Below are 22,109 nucleotides of genomic sequence, written 5' to 3'. Positions count from 1 at the left end.
AGGACGCGGCGGCGCTGCGGGGCCTACGCCCCGGTGGTGCTGTCGGTGCGGCCCTCCAGGACGACGGCCGGCTCCAGCGGGGAGGCGATCTCCTGGCCCTTGCTGTGCGCGGCCCAGTCGCGGATGCCGACGAGGACCATGACGAAGAAGATCCCGTAGACGATGCCGGAGAAGTACAGCTCGGAGTGGATGGCGAGGGGAACGCCGACCAGGTCGACGGCCAGCCAGACGAACCAGAACTCCACGTACCGGCGGGCCTGGGTGTACATCGCCAGGATCGAACCGACGAAGATCCAGGCGTCCGCGAGGACCATCCACCAGGGGGCGCCGGGGTAGAACGAGGCGTCGGTCGACTTGAGCAGGGCGGCGAACGCGAAGGTGCCGACGGCCATGACGGCGATGAGCGCCGAACGCTCCCGCCAGGAGGCCCAGCGGACGTTGATCGTGCCCTCCTGCTGCCTGCTGCGCCGCCAGGTGGCCCAGCCCCAGGACGCCGAGGCGATGATGACGACCTGCCGGGCGGCGTTGCCGCCGAGGTGGACGTTGAGGCTGGCGATGAGCAGCAGGACCGAGCCGAGGATCTGCACGGGCCAGGCGACGAGCGAGCGGCGCAGGGCGAGCCAGACGGTCGCGAGCGCCAGGATGTTGCCGAAGAAGTCGGACCAGTAGACGGGGATGCCGAAGAAGCTGAACTGCTCGTTCAACCATTCGAGAGCGCTCATGACCAACACCTTTGTTTGCTGGGGGAACAAGCCTGGGTGTGAGCTGCGGCCCGGGACGGGGCCGGTGACGAGGCGTGGGGGCACGGCCGTGGGGGAAGGGCCGTGCACGGGGAGGGAGCCTCAGGGAGCGGTGCCGGTACTGCGGTGCGCGGCGAGCGCGTCCTCGCGGACGCGCCGGCCGCGGTCCGAGGCGAGGACGGCCTCGGAGCGCCGGACGTCCTCCCGCACGGCGCGCACCAGCGCGGCGGGGGACGGGAACTTCACGGTGTCGCGGATCCGTTCGGCGAACCACACGGTGACCCGCTCGCCGTAGACGTCCTCGTCGAGGTCGTGGCAGTACGCCTCGACGTGGACGTCGGCGGTGTCGCAGAAGGTCGGGTTGGACCCGACGCTGATCGTCGCCGGGTGGGCGGCGCCGGTGCGGTGGCGGACCACCCAGCCGCTGTACACCGCGGCCGGCGGGACCGGGGAGTCCGGACCGGCCGCGATGTTGGCGGTGGGGAACCCGAGCCCGTGGCCCCGGCCGGCGCCGTGCACCACCGTGCCGGTGAGGTGCGGGCGGGCGGCCGGGGTGCCGGGCCCGGGGGTCTCAGGCATGGGGCAGGAGCTCGCGGAACTGGCTGGTGTGGAAGACCAGCGGCTCCACGCCGGCGAAGAGTTCGACGCTCAGCAGTTCCAGGAGCACGATCTCGTGGTCGCCGCCGTCGTAGGTCGCGCCGGCCCTGGCCGTCAGCCAGAGCGCGGCGTCCTCGATGAGGACCGCGCCCTCGGGCGTCGCCGTCCAGCCGACACCGTCGAATCGCCCGGCCCCGCGGGAGGCGAGGCGCCGGCAGAGCGCGCCCTGGCCGCTGCTGAGCACGCTCAGCCCCACCACCGGGGCCTGCGCCAGGCGCGGCCAGGTGGTGGAGGTGCGGGCGACGCTGACGGCGACCATGGGCGGCTCAAGGGAGATCGAGACGAAGGAGCTGGCGGCGAAGCCGACCGGCTCGTCCCCGTGCAGCGCGCTGATCGCGACCACGCCGGTGGGGTAGGCCCCGAAGGCCTGTCGCAGGGTCGCCGCGTCCAGCTGCGCCGGCACGGACGTCCCGGCCGGGTCGTCGGCAAGGGTGGCCATGGTCATCGACATCCTCTCGTCATCCTCTCGTCGCGGGTGCGGTGCTCAGTGCCGGTACCGCGTCGCCGGGTGGCTGGCCGGCAGCGCGGGGCCGCCCGACCCGGTGAGCCGCTCGCGCAGGCTCTCGCCCTCGGTGTACTCGCCGCGGAAGACGCCGCGGGCCCGCAGGATCGGCAGCACCGACTCGACGAACTCGGTCGTCGAGGCCGGCTGGACCGCCGGGGAGAGCAGGAACCCGTCCAGGTCGGCGCCTTCGGCGAGGGCGCAGATCTCGTCGGCGATCTCCTCCGGCGTGCCGACGACCGGGCGCGCGCCCACGCCGTGGGTGTGCCAGTCGGCGAGGACGTCGCCGACGGTCTTGCCGGCGAAGCGGGCCACCTGGGTCTGCGACATCTCGGTGGAGAGCTCGGTCATCGGCGTGTCGGGCGCGTAGGAGGAGAGGTCGAGCCCGGTGAACATGGCGTAGCTGGCGACGGTGACCTCGGGCCGCTGGGCGTCGAGGATCCGCTGGTAGCGGCGCTCGGCGTCGGAGGTGGTGGCGCCGACGACGCAGGAGAACGCCGACATCACCTTGACCTCGTCGGCCCGGCGGCCGGCCTTGACGGCCTCCTCGCGGATGGCGGCGGTGTGCCCGGCGAGCTGCGCGACCGAGCCGCTGCCCACGAACATGCACTCGCCGTGGCGTCCGCCGACCCGGCGGCCGGCGGGCGAGGCCCCGGCCTGGAAGAGGACGGGCGTGCCCTGCGGGGAGCGCGCGGTGTTGCCGTAGCCGTGCGAGCGGAAGAACGGTCCCTCGTGGCTGACCAGGTGGACCTTGGCGGGGTCGGCGAAGCGGCCGTCCTTGTCCTTCTCCAGCGCGTCCGGCTCCCAGGCGCCCTCCCAGTACTTGTAGACGAGGTCGAGGAAGTCCTCGGCCATCCGGTAGCGGTCGTCGTGCGCCACCATGTCCATGCCGAAGGCCTTGACCGCGGTGTCGGCCGTGCCCGTCGTCACGACGTTCCAGCCGATCCGGCCGCCGGAGAGCTGGTCGAGGGTGGCCATCCGGCGGGCGAAGGCGTACGGCGGCTCGACCAGGACGGAGCCCGTCATGACCAGGCCCAGGTGGGTCGTGGTCGACAGCAGCGCGGACGCCACCACGACCGGGTCGAGCCGCGGCAGGTCCAGGGTCTCCTCGGTGGCGATCGGCGGGCGGCTGCCGTCGATCTCCGACCAGCCCCAGGCGTCGGCCAGGAAGAGGAAGTCCAGCTTGGCGTCCTCGCAGATCGCGGCGAGCTCGCGCCAGTACCCGAGGGTGTCGAAGAGGTGCCGGCGGCTGTCGGGGTGGCGCCAGGTGGCGGTGCCGCTCGCGTTGGTCTGGGCGTTCTCGAACAGGCCGATCTTGAGGTTCTTCATGGGTGGTTCTCCGTAGTGCTGTGAGGGTCCCGTGGGGGGGAGGTGTCAGGGGGCGGAGGGGAGGGAGGGGGCGTCGAGCTGGGCCGCGTAGGGCATGGAGGACTGGGCGCCGAGGCCGGTGACGGCGTGCGACGCGGCGCGCACGGCCCGTTCGACGGCGGCCGGCAGGGCGGTGCCGCGGCCGAGGGAGTCCGCGAGGGCGCCGCAGAAGGTGTCGCCGGCGCCGACGGTGTCCACCGCGTCCACGCGCGGCGCGGGGACGTGGGCGACGCCGGCGCCGTGGGCCTCCTTGAGGAGGGCGCCGTCGGCCCCGAGAGTCACCACGACCGCCCGGCACGGGAGCGCGGCGTGCTCCAGCAGCTCCCGCGCCTCGTTCAGGCCGGCGGGCCGGGCGGCGCCGAGCAGGGAGGCGAGTTCGCCGAGGTTGGGGACCAGGACGTCGACCGCCGCCAGCACCCGCGGATCGACCGGGCGGGCCGGGGCGGGGTTGAACACGACGGTCCCGCCCTGCTCGCGGGCCCGCAGGACCGCGAGGTCGACGACCTCGGGGGCGATCTCGTTCTGCACGAGGACGACCTCGCCGAGCGAGCGGACCAGCCGCTCGGGCAGGTCCTCGACCGCGAGGGCGGCGTTCGCCCCCGGGTTCACCACGATGGTGTTCTCGCCCGCGCCGTCGACGACCACCGCGGCGAGTCCGGTCGGGTGCCGCTCGTCCGTCCGTACCGCGGTGACGTCCACGCCCTCGGCGGAGAGCGCGGCCAGCGGGCCGGCCGCGTCCGTGCCGACCCGGGCCACCAGGCGCACCCGCGATCCGAGGCGGGCGGCCGCGACCGCCTGGTTGGCGCCCTTGCCGCCGGCCCCCTCGGCGAAGTGCCGCGCGAGCACGGTCTCGCCGGGGTGCGGCAGGCCCTCGACGCTCAGCACGAGGTCGCGGTTCACCGAACCGACGACGGTGATGGACGGCATTGGCGCTCCTTTGGGAGATCGATTTCCGACATGCTGTACCAGCACCCCCCGGCCGTCAAGTAGCCTCCTCGTGAAAAGACCGCCCCGATGTCGTGGCCTCCGACCGCCCACCCCTCCCGAAGGACACCCACGTGACAGCGCCCCGACTCCTCGACGTGGCCGAGGCCGCCGGCGTCTCCCGCGCGACGGCCTCACGGGTACTCGCCGGAACCCCGCGCAACGTCGACCCCGAGCTCGCCCGCCGCGTCGAGGAGGCCGCCCGACGGCTGGGCTACCAGGCCAACCACTCCGCCCGGGCCCTGCGCACCGGCACCACCGGCGCCATCGGCATCGTGGTCCCCACGCTCGCCAACCCGTACTTCGTCCAGCTCGCCGACGCCATCGCCCAGCACGTCCGGGCCGCCGGCGGCACGCTGATGGTCTCCGACGCGGCGAACGACCCGGCGATCGAGGCCGAGCAGATCGACACCCTGCTCGCCGGCCGGGTCGACGGCCTGTTCGTCGTCCCGGTGTCGGCCACCGAGTCGGGCCCCGCCCTGCGCAACGCCGCCGCCCGCCACCCCGTCGTGCTGTTCGACCGCTGGGCCACGGGATCCGGCACCGTCGCCGTGACCCTCGACAACGCGGCGGCCGTCCGACTGCTCGTCGACCACCTGGAACGGACGGGCCGTCACCGGATCGCGCTGGTCGCGGCGGACCAGGCCTCCTCCTCGGGCGCCGAGCGGCTCGCGGCCTTCACCGAGCTGCAGGGCGAGGGCGCCACCACCGTCCTGCTGCCCAACTTCACCACCGACGCCGGGCGGACGGCCGGGCGGCGGATCGTCGAGCAGCGCGACCGGATCGACGCCGTCGTCTGCGGGGCGGACGTGCTCGCGGTCGGGCTCGTCAGCACGCTGCACCGCTCGTCGGTCGCCGTGCCCGGGGAGATCGCCGTCACCGGCTTCGACGACACCGAGATACTCGAACTCTTCGACCCGCCCATCACCTCGATCCGCCACCCGCTGTCCGCCATGGCCGAACGCGCGCTGACCCTGCTTCAGGCGCCGGCCCGCGAGCGGACCGAGCGCGTCGAGCGCTTCCAGCCCCAGCTGGTCGTCCGCGCCTCGACCGACACCGGCCCCTGACCCGCCGTCAGCCTCCAGGACCCGCCGCGCGGACCGGAGTTCCGCCGGCGGCCGGCGACCGACGGGCCGTCAGCTTGCCCAGCTCCCACAGCAGCAGCAGCGCGACGGCGGCCAGCAGGGCCCAGCCGAACTGCCGGGCGTCGAGGTCGGTGGTCCCGAGGAGGCGGTGGAACGCGTCCATCTGGGTGACCAGCACCGCCAGGACGAACTCCGCCAGGGCGGCGATGTTCATCTGCTTGCTGTCGAAGGTGCTGACGGCCAGCACCGACGCGCGCTCGCTGCGGCACTCGTAGGCCGCCACGATCAGGCAGAGCGCGAAGGCGGTGAACGCGATCGAGTTGCCGACCCGCAGGCTGTCGTAGTGCGCCTCGCCCAGCTTGATCAGCGCGAGCAGGGCGATCGTGACGGCCAGCCCGGCGAGCCCGACGGTGACCACCACGGGCCCGGTCAGCACCGTCTCGCCCCGCGGGCGCGGGATGCGCCGCATCAGGCCCGGGCTCTCCCGGTCGAAGCCCAGGGCGAAGCCGAACGGGGCGTTGACGACGAAGTGGATCCACAGGACCTGCGCCGGCGTGAACGGCTCCCCCGCCGCGAGGTCGAAGACCGCGGCCCCGAGGAAGGTCAGTACGAAGGTCACCAGGAGCACCAGCACGAACCGGATGTACTTGGTGAGGTTGTCGTAGAGCTTCCGGCCCTCCGCCACGGCGTGGACGATGGTGGCGAAGTTGTCGTCGGCGAGGACCATCCGGCTCGCGTTCTTGGCGACGTCGGTGCCGCTGCCCATCGCGATCCCGATGTCGGCGGCCTTGATGGCGGGCGCGTCGTTCACCCCGTCACCGGTCATCGCGACCACGTCGCCCTTGCGCTTGAGCGTGTCGGCCAGCAGGACCTTGTGCTCCGGCGCGACGCGGCCGACCACGCCGATGGCGTCGATCCGGGCCAGCCGCTCCCGCTCGGGCAGGGCGGCGAAGTCGGCGCCGAGGACGGCCTCGCCCCGGATGCCGAGTTGGCGGGCGATGGCCGCGCCGGTGGTGACGTCGTCCCCCGTCACCATGCGGACCCGGATGTGGGCGGCCTGCGCACTGGCGACGGCGGCCCGGGACTCCTCGCGCGGTGGGTCGACCATGCCCACCAGGCTGGTCATCCGCAGGTCGGTGACGAGCGCCAGGAGGTCGCCGTCCGGGTCGAAGTCCGCCGGGTCCAGGTCCCGGACGGCCCCGGCCATCACCCGCAGCCCCTCGCCCCCCATCCGCTCGGTCTGCGCCAGGGCCCGCGCCCCGAGGTCGCGGTCCCAGGGGATGCCGGCGCCGTCCGCGAGCGCGGAGCCGGCGCGGGCCGTCACCGCCGGGGCGGCGCCCTTCACGAAGCACCGCACCACCGGCCGGCCGTCCGCGTCCTTCGCCGCGTTGAAGGTGGCCATCAGCTTGTAGCCCGGGTCGAACGGCAGCGTGGCGAGCCTGGGGAGGCGCTCCCTGGTTCCCTCGATGTCCAGCCCGGCCTTGTGGCCCAGGACGAGCAGGGCACCCTCGGTCGGGTCCCCCACGACCCGGCCGTCCACCAGCTTCGCGTCGTTGGCGATCAGGTAGGGCAGGACGGCGTCCTCGATGCCCGCCGAGGAGCCCGCCGCGTGGTGCACCTTCCCGTCGAGGCGGTAGCCGGTGCCGGAGACGGTGTAGCGGTCGGTGGGGCTGAGGACCTCGACGACGGTCATCTGGTTCATCGTCAGCGTGCCGGTCTTGTCCGAGTTGATGGCCGAGGTGAAGCCGAGGGTCTCGACCGACGGCAGCTCCTTCACGATCGCGTGGCGCTTGGCCAGATTGAGGCTCCCGACGGAGAGGATCACCTGGCTGACCGTCGGCAGCGCCTCCGGGATGGCGGCGACGGCCAGCGAGACCGCGCTGACGAACAGCGCGTCCCACGCCTGGTCGCGGCTGCGGCCGAGGGCGAACATGACGACCATGGTCAGACCGGCCGCCGCCGCGATCCACAGCGTCAGGGTGTTGAGCTCCCTGGTCAGCGGCGACTGCTCCCGCTCGGTGGCCGACAGCATCCCGGAGATCTTCCCCAGCTCGGTGCCGGCGCCCGTCGCGGTGACGACGAGCAGTCCGCTGCCGTGCGTGACCGGGGTGTTCATGAACGCCATGTTGGTCTGGTCACCGGGCCCCGGCCGGTCGGCCGTCACCGTCCCCGCGTCCTTCACCGCCGGAACGCTCTCGCCGGTCAGCGCCGACTCGTCGATCTGCAGGGCGCTGGCCTCGACGATCCGTCCGTCCGCCGGGACCTCGTCACCGGCCGAGACGAGCACGACGTCGCCCACGACCAGCCGCTCCGCCGGGATCTCGGTCTCGGTCCCGTCGCGCCGGACCCGCGCCGTCGCCTCCATCATCGACTTCAGCGCGTTCATCGCGCTCTCGGCCTTGCCCTCCTGGCGCAGGCCCACCACCGCGTTGAACAGCGTCAGCACGAGGAGCAGCACCGCGGTGGTCCACTCCTTGATGGCGAGCGAGACCACCGCCGACGCCACCAGGATGATCTGCATGTAGCTGCGGTACTGGTCGAGGAAGCGCAGCCAGCCGGGCCGCGGCTTCTCCTCGGGGAGCGCGTTCGGCCCGTTCACGGCGAGCAGTTCGGCCGCCCGGGCGGCGGTGAGCCCGAACGCCGGGTCCACCCCGAGCCGCGCCGCGACCTCCTCCGGGGTCCGGGCGTACCACGCTTCCGGTTCCCCTCGCCCCGAAGGGCCGGGCTGCTCCGCCATCGTCGCTCCTCACGATCCGGAATCCTTGCGCCGAGGACCCGGCCGGGGACGCCCGCGCGGGGCGGGCCGGCCCGTCCCCTCGCGGTCCGCGCCGTCGAGTGCCCGTCACCCGCGCAGGCCAAGTGGGTCCCGCCGTGCGGGAGAGTGCTGCTGCCACGCTCCGGCCCGCCGGTGCCCGCGGCAATCCGGCGGCGTCCTTCCGGTGGTCCCCGGTCGCCCGTCCGGCCGCCGTGCGTGGCGGCGCCCGAGGTCCGGGCCGACGATGGGCCTGTCGTACGCTCCCCCGCGGCCGGAGGCCATGATGGCGACCCTGACGGTATGGCGCTTCCCCACCGCGGCCGGCGCGGACGAAGCCCTCGACACGCTGAAGAAGCTGCAGCGCCAGGAGCTGATCACGCTCCAGGACGGGGCCGTGGTCAGCTGGCCGGGGGACACCCGCAAGCCCAGGACCCGCCACCTGGGCGACCTGGCCGGCATGGGCGCCCTGGGCGGGGCCTTCTGGGGGTTCCTCCTCGGGATGATCTTCTTCGTCCCCGTGCTCGGCGCGGCGGTGGGCGCGGCCGGCGGCGCGCTGGGGGGCCATCTGGCGCACGTCGGCATCGACGACGACTTCGTCCGGCAGGTCCGGCGGACGGTGACACCGGGCAGCTCCGCCCTGTTCGTCCTCAGCGCCGACGCCGCGCTCGACCGGGTCAGGTCCGCGTTCGAGGGACAGCACGCCGAACTCATCGAGACGAACCTGTCGGCCGACGAGGAGGCCCGGCTGCGCGAGGCGTTCACCGAGGGCGGGTGACCGGCCCGCTCCGACCCGCCGTGTGACGCAGGACACATCGGAGCGCTGTCACATTCCGGGGGGCTTCCCGGTCAACAGGGTGAATCCCTTCGACAGCGAGGAGCACACCATGGACGCCCGTCTCGACTACTTCCGCAACGGCGTCGGGGCCAAGGTCCTGCGGCACATCAACTCGGCGGGCAAGGCGCTGGCGGACTCGGCGCTGCCGCACGCGACCCAGGAGCTGGTGAAGATCCGCGCGAGCCAGATCAACGGCTGCGGGTTCTGCACCGACATGCACACCAAGGACGCCGCACACGCGGGAGAGACCGCCCTGCGGCTCAACCTGGTGGCGGTCTGGCGGGAGGCCACCGTCTTCACGGACGCCGAGCGCGCGGCGCTGGAGCTGGCGGAGCAGGGCACCCGGATCGCGGACGCCGCCGGCGGCGTCACCGACGAGGCCTGGGCGAACGCCGCCAAGCACTACGACGAGGACCAGTTGGCCGCGCTGATCTCGCTGATCGCCGTGATCAACGCCTACAACCGGATCAACGTCATCAACCGCCAGCCCGCCGGGGCGTACCAGCCCGGCCAGTTCGGCTGACCGGCTCGGCGGACGGTGTCCGGGCGGGTGGGCCCGTGCCCGGGCCCGCTCCCCCTGGCACGGATCCGGGTGGTGCCCCGTCCGCCCGGTGCGGCCCGGGTCGGCCCGCGCGGTGCGTGCGGGCCGACCCCTCCGGTCACCGCGGCGGCGCCGGCGGGACGGCGACCGGTGAGGAGCCGCCGGGGACCAGCAGGCGCGGTGCGCCGGTCCCGTCCGCGGGGACGGACCACAGGTCGCTGCCCTTGCCCTCGCGGGCCGGGAGGGCGTAGGCGAGGGTGGCGTCGTCCAGCCAGGCCGCCTGGTCGTCGACGCTGTGCGACTCGGCCAGCGGGTGCTCGCGCAGGTCCGCCAGGTCGAGGACGTACAGCCGCCAGGGGGCGGCCGGGTCGTCCGAGACCTTCTTCTTGAAGGCGATCCGGGTGCCGTCCGGGGAGAGCGAGGGGCACTCCACGTTCTCCCGCAGGGTGCGGGCCGACCACGCCGCGAGGTCGCCCTCGACCAGGTGGGTGCGGCCGCCGGTCGCGACGGTGGCGTAGAAGCGGTTGTCGTCGGCCGCGAAGGTGACGCCCCAGTAGTTGACGTCGGCGGCGTGGTACCGGCCGCCGCCCATGGTCAGCGGGATCTCCTCGATCGACTTGACCAGGTAGCCGGTGCGCAGGTCCAGGATCGAGGTGCGGGTGGAGAAGCCGCTCTTCGCGTAGGAGTCGCCGACCGCGAAGGTGGTCCAGGAGAGCACCTGCCCGGAGGGCGACACCCGGGCCCGGTTCGGGATCCCCGGCACGGTCACCGTCCGCAGCTCGGTGAAGCCCCGGTCGTAGACCACCGCCTGGGTGCGGGCCGGGGTGCCGGGCAGCGCCCGCAGGCACAGGGCCCGCTCCCCCGCCGCGTAGAACCGCGCGCAGGACGGCCCGTCCGGCGCGCCCGGGGTGCGGGCGACCCGTCCGGTGGCGGTGTCGCGGTAGTAGAGGCCCGCCTCGCGCAGGGTGAACGAGGCCTCCGCCGCGACGAGGCGCGGCCCGCCGCCGCGCTCGCGGGCGTGCAGCACGTAGCCGAGCGAGCCGCCCAGCAGGACGAGGACGGCGAGGACCAGCACGGTCGAGCGCGCCTTGAGTGTCGCCCGCGGGTTCACGGGTTCTCCCTTCCCGGCAGGATCCGCCAGGCGGCGGCGAGCGCGGCGGCCAGCGCCAGGGCGGCCGCCAGCAGCGCCGGGCGCGGCCCCCACCAGGTCCAGGCGACGCCGAACCCGGCGGCCCCGACCAGCCGGGCCAGCGCCTGCCCGGTCTGCAGCACCGCGAGCCCGCCCGCCCGGCCCCCGGCCGGCAGCACCGGCCCGGCCAGCGCCATCAGCACGCCGTCGGTGGCCGCGTAGAAGACGCCGAGCAGGGCGAGGACGACGACGGCGCTCGGCCAGCCGAGCGGCGCCAGCAGGGTGAGGTAGGCCGCGAGCAGGGCGACGTGTCCGAGGAGGAACGGGGTCCGCCGCCCGGCCCGGTCCGCGATCCGCCCGGCCGGGACGGCCAGCAGCAGGTAGCACGCCGCCGCGCCGAGCGGCAGCAGCGGGAAGAGCACCGGTTCGAGGTCCAGGCCGCGCTGGAGGAGCAGGTAGAGAAAGGAGTCGCCGATCGTCGCGGCGCCCAGCAGCGCGGCGGCCGCGGTCACCCGGCGGAACACCGGGTCGCGCAGCACCCGGGGCTTCGGCCGGGCTGGCTTCGGGGCGGCCGCGACCGGCACCGGTGCGCCGGACAGCCCCGTCCCGGACAGCCCCGTCCCGGCCGGGCCCGCGCCGGCCGGGACGAAGAGGACCAGGACGAGGACGCCGAGCAGCCCGGTGGCGAAGCTGACCACGAAGACGGCGTCGTACGCGTCCGCCGTCGCCCACAGCACCGCGAAGGCGACCAGCGGCCCGAGCAGCGCCCCCGTGGTGTCCATCGCCCGGTGCACGCCGAAGGCCCGGCCGAGCGCCTCCGGCGGCGCGCTGAGCGTGATCATGGCGTCCCGCGGGGCGGTCCGCACGCCCTTGCCGAGCCGGTCGGCGGCCAGCGCGGCGGCGATCCCGCCGGCCGCGCCGCCGGCCAGCAGCAGCCCGAGCCGGGAGAGCGCCGACAGCAGGTAGCCCGCCCCGGCGACCGTCCGGTGGCGCCCGCCGCCCCGGTCGGCGAGCCGGCCGCCGAGCAGCCGGACCAGCGCGGTGGCGCCGTTGAACAGCCCGTCGAGGAAACCGAACTGGAGGGGTGAGAGGCCGAGGCCCAGCACCAGGTAGAGCGGCAGCACGGCGGTGACCATCTCCGAGGAGACGTCGGTGACCAGGCTGACCGCGCCGAGCGCGACGACCGTGCCGGGGACGCGCCGCCCCACCCCGGCGGGGCGGGGCGGCGCGTCCGAGCGGCGGCCGGTGGTGGCCAGGTACATCATCAGTGGCAGCTGTACGTCGGGCCGGTGTCCTTGACCTGGCCGTCCGCGCCGACGTAGGTCCAGCCGTAGCCGGAGTCGGTGAAGTCCAGCTTCAGCACGCCGTAGTCACCGCTGATCCGCTTCTGGCTGTTGGGCTGGACCTGCTCGATCGGGTAGGGCTCGGCGCCGCCCATCCCGCCGACGATCTCGACGATGCCGTCCGCGGCGGCCTTGCCGTCCGGGTTCTGCGGGGCGAACCGCTCGTAGTGGTGGTCGTGCCCGTTCAGCACCAGGTCGGCCCTGGCGTCGTAGAGGATCCGCCACACCGGCCGGGAGACCGGGTCGTTGCCGTGGCCGCCGGAGGAGTACAGCGGGTGGTGCCAGTAGGCGGCGACGCACTTCTTCGCGTTGGCCGCCAGGTCGGCCTTCAGCCAGTCGATCTGGGCGCTCTGGTCGAAGGCGTTGGAGTCCAGCGCGACGAAGTGCCAGTTGCCCTCGTCGAAGCTGTACCAGCTCTTGCCCTGCGGGTAGGCGATGCTGCCGAAGTACGCCTTGTACCCGGCCAGCGATCCGGCCGGGTCGTAGGTCTCGTGGTTGCCCGGCACCGGGTGGGTCTTGGCCTTGAACGCGCCCCAGCTCTTGTCGTAGTAGTTCTTGAAGTCCGCCAACCGGGCGTCGTCGTACTGGTTGTCACCCATCGTCAGGTAGAACCTCGGGTCGATCTGCTGGGCCAGCGCGGCCGTCCTGGGGTGCGCGCAGCCGCTGTCCGAGGCGGTGCACTGGGCGGCGATGTCGCCGGCCGCCACCACGGTGAACGCCCCGCCCGACGGCCCGGTGGGCGAGCCGGTCGGCGACGGGCCGCCGCTCAGGGCCCCGTACACCTCCAGCTCGAACAGCGAGTACCCGTACGCCGTGCCGCGCGCCGTCCCGTACATCCGGACGTAGCGGCCCTTGCCGGCCAGGCCCGCCCAGTCGTCGGTCCCGCCGTTGCCGGCCTTCTCCTCCGCGATCGCCGTCCAGGTCACCCCGTCCGCCGACACCTCCAGCCGGTACGCCTTGGCGTACGCGGCCTCCCAGCTCAGCTTCACCCGCGAGACGGTGGCGTTCGCCCCGAGGTCCACCCGCAGCCACTGCGGGTCCTTGCCCTCCTCGCTCGCCCACCGCGTGGTGGCGCTGCCGTCGAACGCCTTCCCCGCCGCGTACGAGGACCCCTCCGTGGAGGAGGCCGTCGCGGCCTTCCCGCGCGAGAGCAGCGGGTCGGCCGCCGCTCCCGCCCGCCCGGGCCAACCGAGCACCAGACCGCCGAGCAGGACGAGCACGGCGGCGAACACACCGACATGGACAGGCCTTACCGAGACACCGGAACGCATCCTTGTCCTCCCTGACCTTGAGCAACGGTGAGAGCCGGACTCCGGTGCACACCATGCGGTCACCGCACCACCGCAGCGGCTGGACCAGGGCTCTCACTGAGCGCGGCACGCCCCATCCGGAGGGTAGTAGAAAGTAAAGTTTCCTGACAATACCCGCCGGAGGACGAACTGCCGTCCGAATCCACCCGCCCCCTCCGCCCGCACCCCCGGCTTCCCGCTTCGCCGAAATTTACCCCCGGGGGTATGGTGGGAAGCGAACGGATACCCCACTGGGTATTTTGGAAACGGATGCAGGAGCGATCCACGTGTTCTTCGCCCAGTACTACCTCGACTGTCTCTCGCAGGCCTCCTACCTGGTCGCCGACGAGACCACCGGCCGTGCGGTCGTGATCGACCCGCGCCGGGACATCGACGAGTACGTCGCCGACGCCGAGGCGCACGGCTTCACCGTCGAGGCCGTCATCAACACCCACTTCCACGCCGACTTCCTGGCCGGCCACCTGGAGCTGGCGGCCCGCACCGGCGCGTGGATCGGCTACGGCCGCCGGGCGGTCACCGAGTACCCGATCCGCGCGCTCGCCGACGGCGAGCGGATCGGCCTGGGCGAGGTCACGCTGCAGATCATGGAGACCCCCGGGCACACCCCCGAGTCGATCAGCGTCCTGGTGTTCGAGCAGGCCGCGGACACCGTCCCGTACGGCGTCCTGACCGGCGACGCGCTGTTCATCGGCGACGTCGGCCGCCCCGACCTGCTGGCCTCGGCGGGCACCACGGCCGAGGAGCTCGGCCGGATGCTCCACCACAGCGTCCAGCACAGGCTGATGGCCCTGCCCGACGAGGTCCGGGTCTTCCCCGCCCACGGCGCCGGCTCCTCCTGCGGCAAGAACCTGTCCACCGAGCGCCAGTCCACCATCGGCGCGCAGCGCGCCACCAACTACGCCTGCGCGCCGATGAGCGAGGACGCGTTCGTGGCGATCGTCACGACCGGCCAGTCCGCCGCCCCCGGCTACTTCGGCCACGACGCCGCCCTCAACCGGCAGGACCGCGGCCTGTTCGACCCCGCACTCGCCCACCGCCCGCTGACCGCCGAGGAGTTCGCGGCCCACCGGCGCGACGGCGCGGTGGTGGTCGACGCCCGCAGCCCGCAGGAGTTCGCGGCCGGACACCTGCGCGGGGCCGTCAACGTCCCCGCCGACGGCCGCTTCGCCGAGCAGGCCGGCGCCGTGCTCGCACCGGACGCCGCACTCCTCGTCGTCGCGCCCGACGGCCGCGAGAGCGAGGTCGTCACCCGGCTCGCCCGGATCGGCTTCGACCGCACGCTCGGCCACCTGGCCGACCCCGACAGCACCCTGCCCGCCCTCGCCGACCAGCTCACCCCCGCGGCGCGGCTCACCGTCGAGCAGCTGCGCGCCGTCCTCGCCGCCGAGCACCCCCCGCTGGTGATCGACGTCCGCACCTGTGGCGAGCGCGCCGAAGGCGCCGTCGAGGGCTCCGTGCACATCGCGCTCAACGAGCTCCCGGGCCGCCTCGCGGAGATCCCGGCGGACCGGCCGCTGGTGCTCCACTGCGCCGGCGGCCACCGCTCCTCGATCGCCGCCAGCCTGCTGCGCCACCACGGCCGCGACCAGGTCGCCGACCTGCTGGGCGGCTACGCCGCCTGGGCCGCGGCGCACCGGCCCTCGGCGGTCTGAGCCGCGGGCAGGACGAGCAAGGAGAAGGACATGTCGGAGGAACGGACCGTGAAGGTCGACGACGACGCGGTCGGCGCGGTGCTCAACCGGCTGCGCCGGGCCCAGGGCCAGCTCAGCGGCGTGATCGCGATGATCGAGGCCGGGCGGGACTGCCGGGACATCGTGACGCAACTCGCCGCCGCCTCCCGCGCCCTCGACCGGGCCGGGTTCAAGATCGTGGCCAGCGGCATGCGCCAGTGCACGGCCGCGGACGGCGGCACACCGCCGATGAGCGAGACCGAACTGGAGAAGCTGTTCCTCGCCCTCGCCTGATCCGCCACTGCCTGACCCGCCACCCCCCACCAGGAAGCCAGGAATGGAGCACCCCATGGACTACGGGATCCCCGTCACCCTCGACCTGCCCTTCGCCGAGGCCGTCGAGCGCGTGCGCGCCGCACTCGCCGAGCAGGGCTTCGGCATCCTCACCGAGATCGACGTCCGCGCGACCCTGCGGGCCAAGATCGGCGAGGAGATCGAGGACTACCTGATCCTCGGCGCCTGCAACCCCCCGCTGGCGCACCGCGCCCTCCAGGCCGACCGGCGTATCGGGCTGCTGCTGCCGTGCAACGTCGTGGTCCGCGCCGACGGCGGCCGCACGGTCGTCGAGGCGATGGACCCGCAGCTGATGGTCCGGGTCACCGGGCAGCCCGCGCTCCAGGCCGTCGCCGACGAGGCGGCCACCCGGCTGCGCGGCGCACTGGCCGCGCTGGCCGCGCCGGCCCGCTGAGCGACCGACCGGCCGGACGAACGACGGGGCCCGCCCGCGCGGGCCCCTCCCTTTGGCCTCCCATATACCCCCACCCGTATTTTCGCGCCCGCGCCCCCACCGGGCGCAGCAGGAACGGAGCACCCCGTGAAGCACCCGGACACCACTCTCGGCCGGCCGGCCACCGCCGCGCCGTCCGAGCCGGCCCCTCCCCCGGGCCTGCTCGGACGGCTCGGCATCTGGTCCGTCCGCCACTTCAAGGCCGTGCTGGCCGGCTGGCTGCTGGTCGTCGTCGGCCTCGGCGCGTTCGCCCCGCAGGTGACCTCGGCACTCTCCGGGGCCGGCTGGCAGGCCGACGGCTCCGAGTCGGTGAAGGTCCGCCAGATCGCCGAACAGCACTTCGCCGGCAACGCCTCCTCCGCGCTGCAGATCGTGGTCGCCGCCGACCGGCCGATCACCGAACCGGACGTCCAGCAGGTGATCGCCCGGGCGGGCGAGATCGCGGCGGCCGACCCCCGGGTCTCCACCGTGGTGGCGCCGCAGCCCGGTGCGACCATCGCCCAGGACGGCCGGACCGCCGTCCTGCTCGCCGGCGCCAAGGCCTCCCCCGACGACATGGTCCGCGCCGCCGACGACCTCAAGGGCCCGCTGAACGCCCTCTCCGGCGACGGCGTCGACGTCCACGCCACCGGCGCGTCCGTGCTGTGGAGCGACTTCAACAAGGCCAACCACGACGCCATGATGAAGTCCGAGATCATGTCCTGGCCGGTCACCCTGGCCATCCTGGTGCTCGCCTTCGGCTCCCTGGTCGCCGCCGGCCTGCCGCTGATCCTGACCATGGCCGGACTCGCCGCCTCGGCCGGCTCGCTGGTCCTCATCAGCCACCTGTTCCCGGTCTCCATCTGGGCGATGAACTTCGCGATGATGTTCGCCCTCGCCCTCGGCATCGACTACGCGCTCTTCCTGGTGGTCCGCTTCCGCAGCGCCCGGGCGGCCGCCGCCCGCCGGAACCCGGCGCGGGACAGCCGGACCAGCAGCACCGCCGCGGTCGCCGAGACCATGGACACGGCGGGCAAGGCCGTCCTGCTGTCCGGCGCGACGGTCCTGGTCAGCCTCTCGGCCGTGATGCTGGTGCCGTCCCCCGCGTTCCGCTCGATGGCCGGCGGCATCATGCTGGCCGTCCTGTTCGTGCTCGCCGCCACCCTCACCCTGCTGCCCGCCGTCCTCGGCCGGCTCGGCCACCGCGTCGACGCCCTCGCCCTGCCGTGGGTGAGGACCGGCGAGCACCGCTCGCCGCGCTTCGCCGCCTGGGGCGAGCGGCTGTGGAAGCACCCGCTGCGCTACGGCGCCCTGGCCCTCGCCGCCCTGATCGCGCTCGCCGCGCCCGTCATCGGGCTGCGGACCGCCATGCCCTCCATCACCGTGCTGCCGGGGGACGCCAGCGCCCGCGCCGGCTACACCGCCGTCCAGCAGGCCTTCGGCCCCGGAGCGCCCGGCACCCTGCAGATCCTCACCCCGGCCGAGGGGGCCGCGGACGTCGCCGCCGGCGTCGCCGCCACCCCCGGGATCGCCGGTGTGATGCCCGCGCAGCCGGCCGCCGACGGCTCCGGCTGGTCGATGGTCCAGGCCGTTCCCACCGTGGACCCGTCCAGCCCCGACCTCGCCCGCACCGTCGACGCGCTGCGCGCCGACCTGCCGTCCGACGCCCTGGTCGGCGGCGCCGCGGTGGAGAACCTGGACCTCCAGCACCTGCTGACCGAGAAGACCCCGCTGGTCATCGGCGTGGTGATGGGCCTCGGCTTCCTGCTCCTGCTGGTCGCCCTGCGCGCCCCGCTGATCGCGGCGCTCGGCACGGCCGCCAGTCTGCTGTCCACCGGCGCGGCCTTCGGCGTCGCCCGGCTGGTCTTCCAGGACGGCCACGGCGCGGGGCTGCTCGGCTTCACGCCGCAGGGCTTCCTCGACGGCTGGGCACCGGTGTTCTTCTTCGCGATGATCTTCGCCATCGCGATGGACTACACGGTCTTCCTGCTCGCCTCCGCCAAGGAGCACTACGAGCGCACCGGCGATCCGCGCGAGGCCATGGTCGGCGCGCTGGCCCACTCCGGCCGGGTGATCTTCGCGGCGGCGGGTGTGATGGTCGCGGTGTTCTTCACCTTCGCCCTGTCCGGTCCCCTTCCGCCCAAGGAGATGGGCATCGTGCTCGGCGTCGCCGTCCTCCTGGACGCCGCGCTGGTCCGCCTGGTGCTCCTGCCGGTCCTGCTCCGCCTGACCGGGGCCGCCGCCTGGCGCACCCCGGCCTGGCTCGACCGCGTGCTGCCGAAGATCTCCTTCTCGCACGACTGAGCCGTCCGGCCCCACCTCGAAGGCCCGGCCCGCCCCTGTGGCGGTCCGGGCCTTCGGCGTTCTGCGTGCGGAGGAGCCCGGTGCCCTGCGCGGACACGGAAACGGGCCGTGCCGGGGATTCCCGGCACGGCCCGATCGAGCGGCTCCTCAGGTTCAGCGACGGCCGAGGAGCCTCGCGAAGAAGCCCCCGCCCTTCTGCGCGTCGCGGTCGCAGGCGCAGCGGTCCGCCTTGGCGACTCCGGCGAGCACCTGGTCGACGTGCATGCCGCACCCCGCGTAGCTCGCCTTGCCGCAGTTCCGGCACGTCGTACGTCGACACATCTCAGGACTCCTCGCATCAGGGGGGAAGAGGGACGCTCGGGACGCTCCCTCTCCTTCCAGTATACGGGTGGGGGTATTTTTTCGGCCTGAACCCACCCGCTGCGACCGGTCCGAGCACCGGGAGAGCACGCGGAAACCCGAAGAACGATTTCGGTTCGATCACGGCGTGTCCCTTTGGTCGGGCCTTGGGAGGGAGTGCGGTGATTGATCTTGTTGGCGACGGAAGCGGCGCGCTCTCATAATTCCAGCCAGACGCGCGCGACGAGCGGCCGTGAGGGCCGCCGTGGGGTGCCCCTGAGAGGCCCGTGCGCACACTTCCCGACCTTCCCTGGGGGAATCCCTTTGTCCGCGCACGATCACGTGCCACCCGTCGCCGAACCCGGTACGGTCACCGAACCCGGCCCCGGCCCCGTCGCCGAGCCCGGCCCCGCCGCCGGACGGCGACTGCCGCGCGCCGCCGCCGTGGCGCTGGCCACCACGGGCCTGCTCGCCGTCACCACGGTCAGCGCCACCGTGACGGTGGCCGTCGGCAAGCCCGACAGCCGACCGGCCGTCACCGCCGCGGCGGGCGCGCCGACTTCCGCGAGCCCGACCGCGTCGCCCTCGGCCTCGCCCACCGCCACCGTTTCGGCGAGCGCCGCGCCGCCCGCGCCCGCTCCCGTTCCGACGAGCACCGTCACGGGCACCGTCAAGGACGGCCGGCACGACGGCGACCTGCGGTACTTCCTGCTCCCCATCCCCGCGGGCGGCGAGTCCTACGGCCCGGCCGACGGCATACCGCTGTCCGAGCAGGAGATGATCGAGGAGTTCGACGGCGGAGCGGAGGCCATGCGCGCCCTCCGCTCGCTCGGCTACAAGGACGCCGTCACCCGGACGTACCGCACGGCGGACGGCAAGGCCGAGGTCACGGTCACCCTGCTGCGCTTCGGGAGCGCCGCGGAGGCGGCGTTCTACGCCAAGTACGACACCAGGGACCTCCCCGCCATCGAGGTCACCGGCGACCCCGCCGCCCGCGGGTACATCAGCAAGCCCAAGCAGGCGGCCTACACCGGCTCGATGAGCGGCATCTCCAGCCAGGGCGACGTGGAGTACACGGTCGACGTCGAGGTGAAGGGCGAACCGGACAAGGCGCTGCTCAGCGATCTGATGAAGCGCCAGCGCGACTGGCTCGTCTCCGGCCGCTGACCTCACCGCCCCTCCCCTCTTCCCCTGGAGTCCTCGCGTGACCACCGAACCCGTGGCGCCGTCGCCCGTCGACGCGCCGCCGCCCCCGCCCACCGAACCGCCCGTACCGCCCGTCGCCGATCCCGCCACCGAGCCGGACGCCACGCAGGCACCCGTCCGGCGCCCGCGCCGACCGCGCCCGGTCCTTCTGCTGGTCTCCGGGCTGGTGCTCGGGACCGCGGCCGGCGGCGGCATCGGCTACGCCGTCCAGGCGAGCCGGCCCCCGACGCCGCTGCCGCCGATCCAGGTGGCACTGCCGACGTACCCCGCCGAAGTGCTGGACCCGGCGGCCGCCGCCGCGGCCACGCCCCCGCCGCTCGCCATCGACGGCGACCTGCGGAAGCTGCTGATCACCGCGCCGAGCGGCAGCAAGGTCTGGAACGAATACCCGGACACACCGAGTTGGATCACGGTCGGCGAGCTCGCCGAGCGGAGCGGGAAGACCGCCGACGTCTTCAGAAGCCTCAACGACAGCGACTTCCGGCGGGCCGTCGAGGTCAACTGGAAACAGCAGGACCTGAAGGTCCGGATTTCGCTGACCCAGTTCGCGCCCGACTCCTCGTCCTCGGCCGAACGTCCCCAACGCAGAATGCCCGACCTGCGGTCGTTCGCCGCCGATGCCAACGGCGGCTACCGGATCGAAACCAAGCCCTCGTTCTGGGCCGACACCACCGAGGAGTACTACCTCGGTGTCGCGTACGCACAGCGCGGCACCGTGCAGATGGAGATCCAGGTGTTCGGGACGAAACCGGTGGACGCCGAGATCGTGAAGGGCCTCGCCAAGCAGCAGTGGGAGCGGCTGGTATGACCGACAGCAGCATGACCGACCCCGTGGTCCCCGAGCCGCCGACCGGGACCTCCGACACCGAACCCCCCGTGACCGGCGACAGCGCGCCGCCCACGCCATCGACTTCCACCGCTTCCCGGCGTGTCCTGCGCGCCGGCGGTGCGACCGTGGCCGCGGCGCTGGTCGGCGTGGTCATCGGCGTCGGGATCATCGAGGTGCGGTACGACGATCCGGCACCCGTCGCGGCCGCCGCGCCCTCCGCCGCCGCTCCCGTTCCCACGGCGACTACCACCCCGTTCGGCGCGAAGTCCAACGGCAACCACTTCGGCTCCGTCCTCGACCTGCTGCTGCCCGTCCCGGACGGCTACCGTCTCGGGCCGGACGACGGTGCGGACGGCAACAACACCGAACTGACGGCCGACCAGCTGTCCGCCGCGTTCGACGACGACCTCGGGCCGGTCCCCAAGGATCAGCAGGACAAGCTCCGCCAGTTCTGGAAGGACCTGCACGTCAAGGCCGGCGGTGTGCGCACCTACACGAGCACCGGCAACGACCTCGTCATCGGGGTCAGGCTGCGGCAGTTCAACCAGCAGGAGGTGCAGAAGATGAACGAGTACACGGCCATGTTCACTGGTGACACCGGCGTCTTCCGGCTCGGCCCTGCCGTCCCGGGCCACCCCGAGGCGCACTGCTACCTGATGCCGGCGCCGCCGGCTGCGGCGATCGACCGCATGGAGTGCTCGGCTGCCGAGGGAGACCTCCTGGTGGTGCTGAACGCCGAGGGTGTGGCGCCGCTGCCCAAGGACAAGATCGTCGCCCTCCTGACCCAGCAGCTCGACCGCCTCGCCCGCCCGGGAGCCTCCGTATGACCGACAGCAGCGACACCCCCGCCGTGCCGGACGCCGCGGCGCCGGACCTCCCGGTCGCGGCGCCCGTGGCCGAAGCGCCGACCGACGAGGAGCGGGCCGCCCGCCGGACCCGGCGTCGCAGGGCCGGGCTGCGGTGGAGCGCCGCCGCCGTGGTGTGCGCGCTGGCCGGTACGGGGAGCGCGCTCGCCGTGACGGCGGCCGAGCGCACCGACCTCCCGGGGCTGGCCACCAAGAGCGACGGACGCTACACCTTCGCCCCGCTGGTGCTGCCGCCGCTGCCCTCCGGCAAGCCCGCCCCGAAGGACAACCGGGGCCGGCACGCGGCGGACCTGCGACAGCTCCTCCTCCCCGCACCGGTGGAAGCCGGCGGCCCGGCCACCACGACGGGCGCCCCGGCGCCCTCCGCGAGTTCCGGCCCGTCCGCCACGGCCGGTACCTCGACCTCCCCCGCGCCAACGTCCGCCAGTGCCCCGCCTGCAACCGGGCCGGCCGACTGCGGCGCCCTCGCCGCCGAGCAGCAGGACTCCACCCGGGTCCGCGCCCTGCTGCTGCAGAACGCCTGCCGGGCCACCGCCGCCCGCGAGTGGACCGCCTCCGACGGCACCCGCACGCAGATCCGCCTCCTCTCGTTCGGCTCCGACGACGAGGCGTGGTCGGTCTTCGTCGGCCTGCGCGACGGGATGGGCCCGAGGGACATCTCCACCATCGGGACGGCCAAGTCCCCGGGCTGGGAGGCCATCTCCGACATCGCCATCGCGACTCTGGTCTCCGGAGCCGATGACGCGCCGACCGCCCGGCTCGCGTACGTGGCCGCGGGCGACATCGTGGGCGTGGTCACCATGACCAACCCCACGGGCGTACCCGCCGCCGCGTTCCGCCAGGTGGCGACCCTCCAGTCGGACCTGCTGGCCTGAGGACG

21 protein-coding genes are annotated in these 22,109 nt (G+C 73.8%); 11 read left to right on the top strand and 10 right to left on the bottom strand.

The genetic code is table 11. The features are described 5' to 3' along the window. Positions 1-23 precede the first annotated feature (23 nt). The 5 genes from ACFC0B_RS03350 to ACFC0B_RS03330 form a co-directional block, all read right to left on the bottom strand. The gene (locus ACFC0B_RS03350; protein ID WP_376081439.1) at positions 24-722 is read right to left on the bottom strand and encodes a nicotinamide riboside transporter PnuC; all 699 of its coding nucleotides are present in this window, start codon (positions 720-722) and stop codon (positions 24-26) included. Between the two features lie 120 nt (positions 723-842). Next, entirely contained in the window at positions 843-1,319 is a 477-nt protein-coding gene (locus ACFC0B_RS03345; protein ID WP_376081436.1) for a riboflavin kinase, read from the bottom strand. Next, the gene (locus tag ACFC0B_RS03340) at positions 1,312-1,848 is read right to left on the bottom strand and encodes a flavin reductase family protein (RefSeq protein ID WP_376081434.1); all 537 of its coding nucleotides are present in this window, start codon (positions 1,846-1,848) and stop codon (positions 1,312-1,314) included. The genes ACFC0B_RS03345 and ACFC0B_RS03340 overlap by 8 nt, the downstream gene beginning before the upstream one ends. A gap of 33 nt (positions 1,849-1,881) precedes the next feature. Then, positions 1,882-3,228, bottom strand: coding sequence for an NtaA/DmoA family FMN-dependent monooxygenase (locus ACFC0B_RS03335; protein WP_376081432.1), 1,347 nt, complete (start codon positions 3,226-3,228; stop codon positions 1,882-1,884). Between the two features lie 45 nt (positions 3,229-3,273). Next, positions 3,274-4,194, bottom strand: a complete 921-nt coding sequence (locus ACFC0B_RS03330; protein WP_376081430.1) for a ribokinase — start codon at positions 4,192-4,194, stop codon at positions 3,274-3,276. A gap of 131 nt (positions 4,195-4,325) precedes the next feature. On the opposite strand from ACFC0B_RS03330, the gene ACFC0B_RS03325 reads away from it, so the two are divergent. Further along, on the top strand, positions 4,326-5,318 hold the full coding sequence (locus ACFC0B_RS03325; RefSeq protein WP_376081427.1) for a LacI family DNA-binding transcriptional regulator: 993 nt from the start codon (positions 4,326-4,328) through the stop codon (positions 5,316-5,318). 7 nt (positions 5,319-5,325) lie between these two features. Here ACFC0B_RS03325 and ACFC0B_RS03320 read toward each other — a convergent pair whose 3' ends face one another. Next, positions 5,326-8,073, bottom strand: a complete 2,748-nt coding sequence (locus ACFC0B_RS03320) for a cation-translocating P-type ATPase (RefSeq protein ID WP_376081424.1) — start codon at positions 8,071-8,073, stop codon at positions 5,326-5,328. 301 nt (positions 8,074-8,374) lie between these two features. Here ACFC0B_RS03320 and ACFC0B_RS03315 point away from each other — a divergent pair, with 301 nt between their 5' ends. Both ACFC0B_RS03315 and ACFC0B_RS03310 read left to right on the top strand, forming a co-directional pair. After that, positions 8,375-8,866 carry a DUF1269 domain-containing protein gene (locus ACFC0B_RS03315; protein WP_376081421.1) on the top strand — a complete coding sequence of 164 codons (492 nt, stop codon included), beginning with the start codon at positions 8,375-8,377 and terminating at the stop codon, positions 8,864-8,866. Between the two features lie 109 nt (positions 8,867-8,975). Continuing rightward, positions 8,976-9,449, top strand: coding sequence for a carboxymuconolactone decarboxylase family protein (locus ACFC0B_RS03310; protein ID WP_376081418.1), 474 nt, complete (start codon positions 8,976-8,978; stop codon positions 9,447-9,449). A 136-nt stretch (positions 9,450-9,585) separates the two neighbouring features. Here ACFC0B_RS03310 and ACFC0B_RS03305 read toward each other — a convergent pair whose 3' ends face one another. Genes ACFC0B_RS03305 through ACFC0B_RS03295 form a run of 3 tightly spaced genes read right to left on the bottom strand, consistent with a single transcriptional unit; the run spans position 9,586 to position 13,171 of the window. Next, positions 9,586-10,578, bottom strand: a complete 993-nt coding sequence (locus ACFC0B_RS03305; protein ID WP_376081415.1) for a hypothetical protein — start codon at positions 10,576-10,578, stop codon at positions 9,586-9,588. After that, positions 10,575-11,858 (bottom strand): MFS transporter, encoded by a 1,284-nt coding sequence (locus ACFC0B_RS03300; protein ID WP_376082396.1) that lies wholly within the window; start codon positions 11,856-11,858, stop codon positions 10,575-10,577. The genes ACFC0B_RS03305 and ACFC0B_RS03300 overlap by 4 nt, the downstream gene beginning before the upstream one ends. Before the next feature lie 2 nt (positions 11,859-11,860). After that, on the bottom strand, positions 11,861-13,171 hold the full coding sequence (locus tag ACFC0B_RS03295) for a discoidin domain-containing protein (protein WP_376081412.1): 1,311 nt from the start codon (positions 13,169-13,171) through the stop codon (positions 11,861-11,863). Between the two features lie 344 nt (positions 13,172-13,515). Here ACFC0B_RS03295 and ACFC0B_RS03290 point away from each other — a divergent pair, with 344 nt between their 5' ends. From ACFC0B_RS03290 to ACFC0B_RS03275, 4 genes are all read left to right on the top strand, one after another. Beyond that, positions 13,516-14,901, top strand: a complete 1,386-nt coding sequence (locus tag ACFC0B_RS03290; protein ID WP_376081409.1) for a rhodanese-like domain-containing protein — start codon at positions 13,516-13,518, stop codon at positions 14,899-14,901. 30 nt (positions 14,902-14,931) lie between these two features. After that, on the top strand, positions 14,932-15,213 hold the full coding sequence (locus tag ACFC0B_RS03285) for a metal-sensitive transcriptional regulator (RefSeq protein ID WP_376081408.1): 282 nt from the start codon (positions 14,932-14,934) through the stop codon (positions 15,211-15,213). 55 nt (positions 15,214-15,268) lie between these two features. Next, positions 15,269-15,667, top strand: coding sequence for a DUF302 domain-containing protein (locus ACFC0B_RS03280; RefSeq protein ID WP_376082393.1), 399 nt, complete (start codon positions 15,269-15,271; stop codon positions 15,665-15,667). Positions 15,668-15,793: 126 nt separating this feature from the next. Next, positions 15,794-17,989 carry an MMPL family transporter gene (locus tag ACFC0B_RS03275; RefSeq protein ID WP_376081405.1) on the top strand — a complete coding sequence of 732 codons (2,196 nt, stop codon included), beginning with the start codon at positions 15,794-15,796 and terminating at the stop codon, positions 17,987-17,989. A gap of 153 nt (positions 17,990-18,142) precedes the next feature. Here the strand turns inward: ACFC0B_RS03275 and ACFC0B_RS03270 are convergent, their stop codons facing one another. After that, a complete protein-coding gene (locus tag ACFC0B_RS03270) occupies positions 18,143-18,310 on the bottom strand; it encodes a hypothetical protein (RefSeq protein ID WP_376081403.1) in 168 nt (55 codons plus the stop codon). A gap of 342 nt (positions 18,311-18,652) precedes the next feature. Between ACFC0B_RS03270 and ACFC0B_RS03265 the strand changes: the two genes are divergently transcribed. Genes ACFC0B_RS03265 through ACFC0B_RS03250 form a run of 4 tightly spaced genes read left to right on the top strand, consistent with a single transcriptional unit; the run spans position 18,653 to position 22,104 of the window. Beyond that, a complete protein-coding gene (locus ACFC0B_RS03265; RefSeq protein ID WP_376081401.1) occupies positions 18,653-19,495 on the top strand; it encodes a hypothetical protein in 843 nt (280 codons plus the stop codon). A gap of 37 nt (positions 19,496-19,532) precedes the next feature. Further along, positions 19,533-20,342, top strand: coding sequence for a hypothetical protein (locus tag ACFC0B_RS03260; protein WP_376081400.1), 810 nt, complete (start codon positions 19,533-19,535; stop codon positions 20,340-20,342). Further along, positions 20,339-21,190 (top strand): hypothetical protein, encoded by an 852-nt coding sequence (locus ACFC0B_RS03255; RefSeq protein ID WP_376081398.1) that lies wholly within the window; start codon positions 20,339-20,341, stop codon positions 21,188-21,190. The genes ACFC0B_RS03260 and ACFC0B_RS03255 overlap by 4 nt, the downstream gene beginning before the upstream one ends. Then, positions 21,187-22,104: a hypothetical protein gene (locus tag ACFC0B_RS03250; RefSeq protein WP_376081395.1), complete on the top strand. Its 918-nt coding sequence runs from the start codon at positions 21,187-21,189 to the stop codon at positions 22,102-22,104. Before ACFC0B_RS03255 ends, ACFC0B_RS03250 begins: the two co-directional genes overlap by 4 nt. Positions 22,105-22,109: the final 5 nt, after the last annotated feature.

Origin of the sequence: Kitasatospora sp. NPDC056184, from assembly GCF_042268405.1 — a bacterium.
Taxonomy (GTDB): domain Bacteria; phylum Actinomycetota; class Actinomycetes; order Streptomycetales; family Streptomycetaceae; genus Kitasatospora.
This window is presented reverse-complemented; position numbering and strand designations above follow the sequence as displayed.

Excerpts from the sequence above, each read along its gene's own strand:
- ACFC0B_RS03350 (WP_376081439.1), bottom strand. The coding sequence starts at position 722 with ATGAGCGCTCTCGAATGGTTGAACGAGCAGTTCAGCTTCTTCGGCATC.
- ACFC0B_RS03345 (WP_376081436.1), bottom strand. The coding sequence starts at position 1,319 with ATGCCTGAGACCCCCGGGCCCGGCACCCCGGCCGCCCGCCCGCACCTC.
- ACFC0B_RS03340 (WP_376081434.1), bottom strand. The coding sequence starts at position 1,848 with ATGTCGATGACCATGGCCACCCTTGCCGACGACCCGGCCGGGACGTCC.
- ACFC0B_RS03335 (WP_376081432.1), bottom strand. The coding sequence starts at position 3,228 with ATGAAGAACCTCAAGATCGGCCTGTTCGAGAACGCCCAGACCAACGCG.
- ACFC0B_RS03330 (WP_376081430.1), bottom strand. The coding sequence starts at position 4,194 with ATGCCGTCCATCACCGTCGTCGGTTCGGTGAACCGCGACCTCGTGCTG.
- ACFC0B_RS03320 (WP_376081424.1), bottom strand. The coding sequence starts at position 8,073 with ATGGCGGAGCAGCCCGGCCCTTCGGGGCGAGGGGAACCGGAAGCGTGG.
- ACFC0B_RS03315 (WP_376081421.1), top strand. The coding sequence starts at position 8,375 with ATGGCGACCCTGACGGTATGGCGCTTCCCCACCGCGGCCGGCGCGGAC.
- ACFC0B_RS03310 (WP_376081418.1), top strand. The coding sequence starts at position 8,976 with ATGGACGCCCGTCTCGACTACTTCCGCAACGGCGTCGGGGCCAAGGTC.
- ACFC0B_RS03300 (WP_376082396.1), bottom strand. The coding sequence starts at position 11,858 with ATGTACCTGGCCACCACCGGCCGCCGCTCGGACGCGCCGCCCCGCCCC.
- ACFC0B_RS03285 (WP_376081408.1), top strand. The coding sequence starts at position 14,932 with ATGTCGGAGGAACGGACCGTGAAGGTCGACGACGACGCGGTCGGCGCG.
- ACFC0B_RS03280 (WP_376082393.1), top strand. The coding sequence starts at position 15,269 with ATGGACTACGGGATCCCCGTCACCCTCGACCTGCCCTTCGCCGAGGCC.
- ACFC0B_RS03270 (WP_376081403.1), bottom strand. The coding sequence starts at position 18,310 with ATGTGTCGACGTACGACGTGCCGGAACTGCGGCAAGGCGAGCTACGCG.
- ACFC0B_RS03255 (WP_376081398.1), top strand. The coding sequence starts at position 20,339 with ATGACCGACAGCAGCATGACCGACCCCGTGGTCCCCGAGCCGCCGACC.
- ACFC0B_RS03250 (WP_376081395.1), top strand. The coding sequence starts at position 21,187 with ATGACCGACAGCAGCGACACCCCCGCCGTGCCGGACGCCGCGGCGCCG.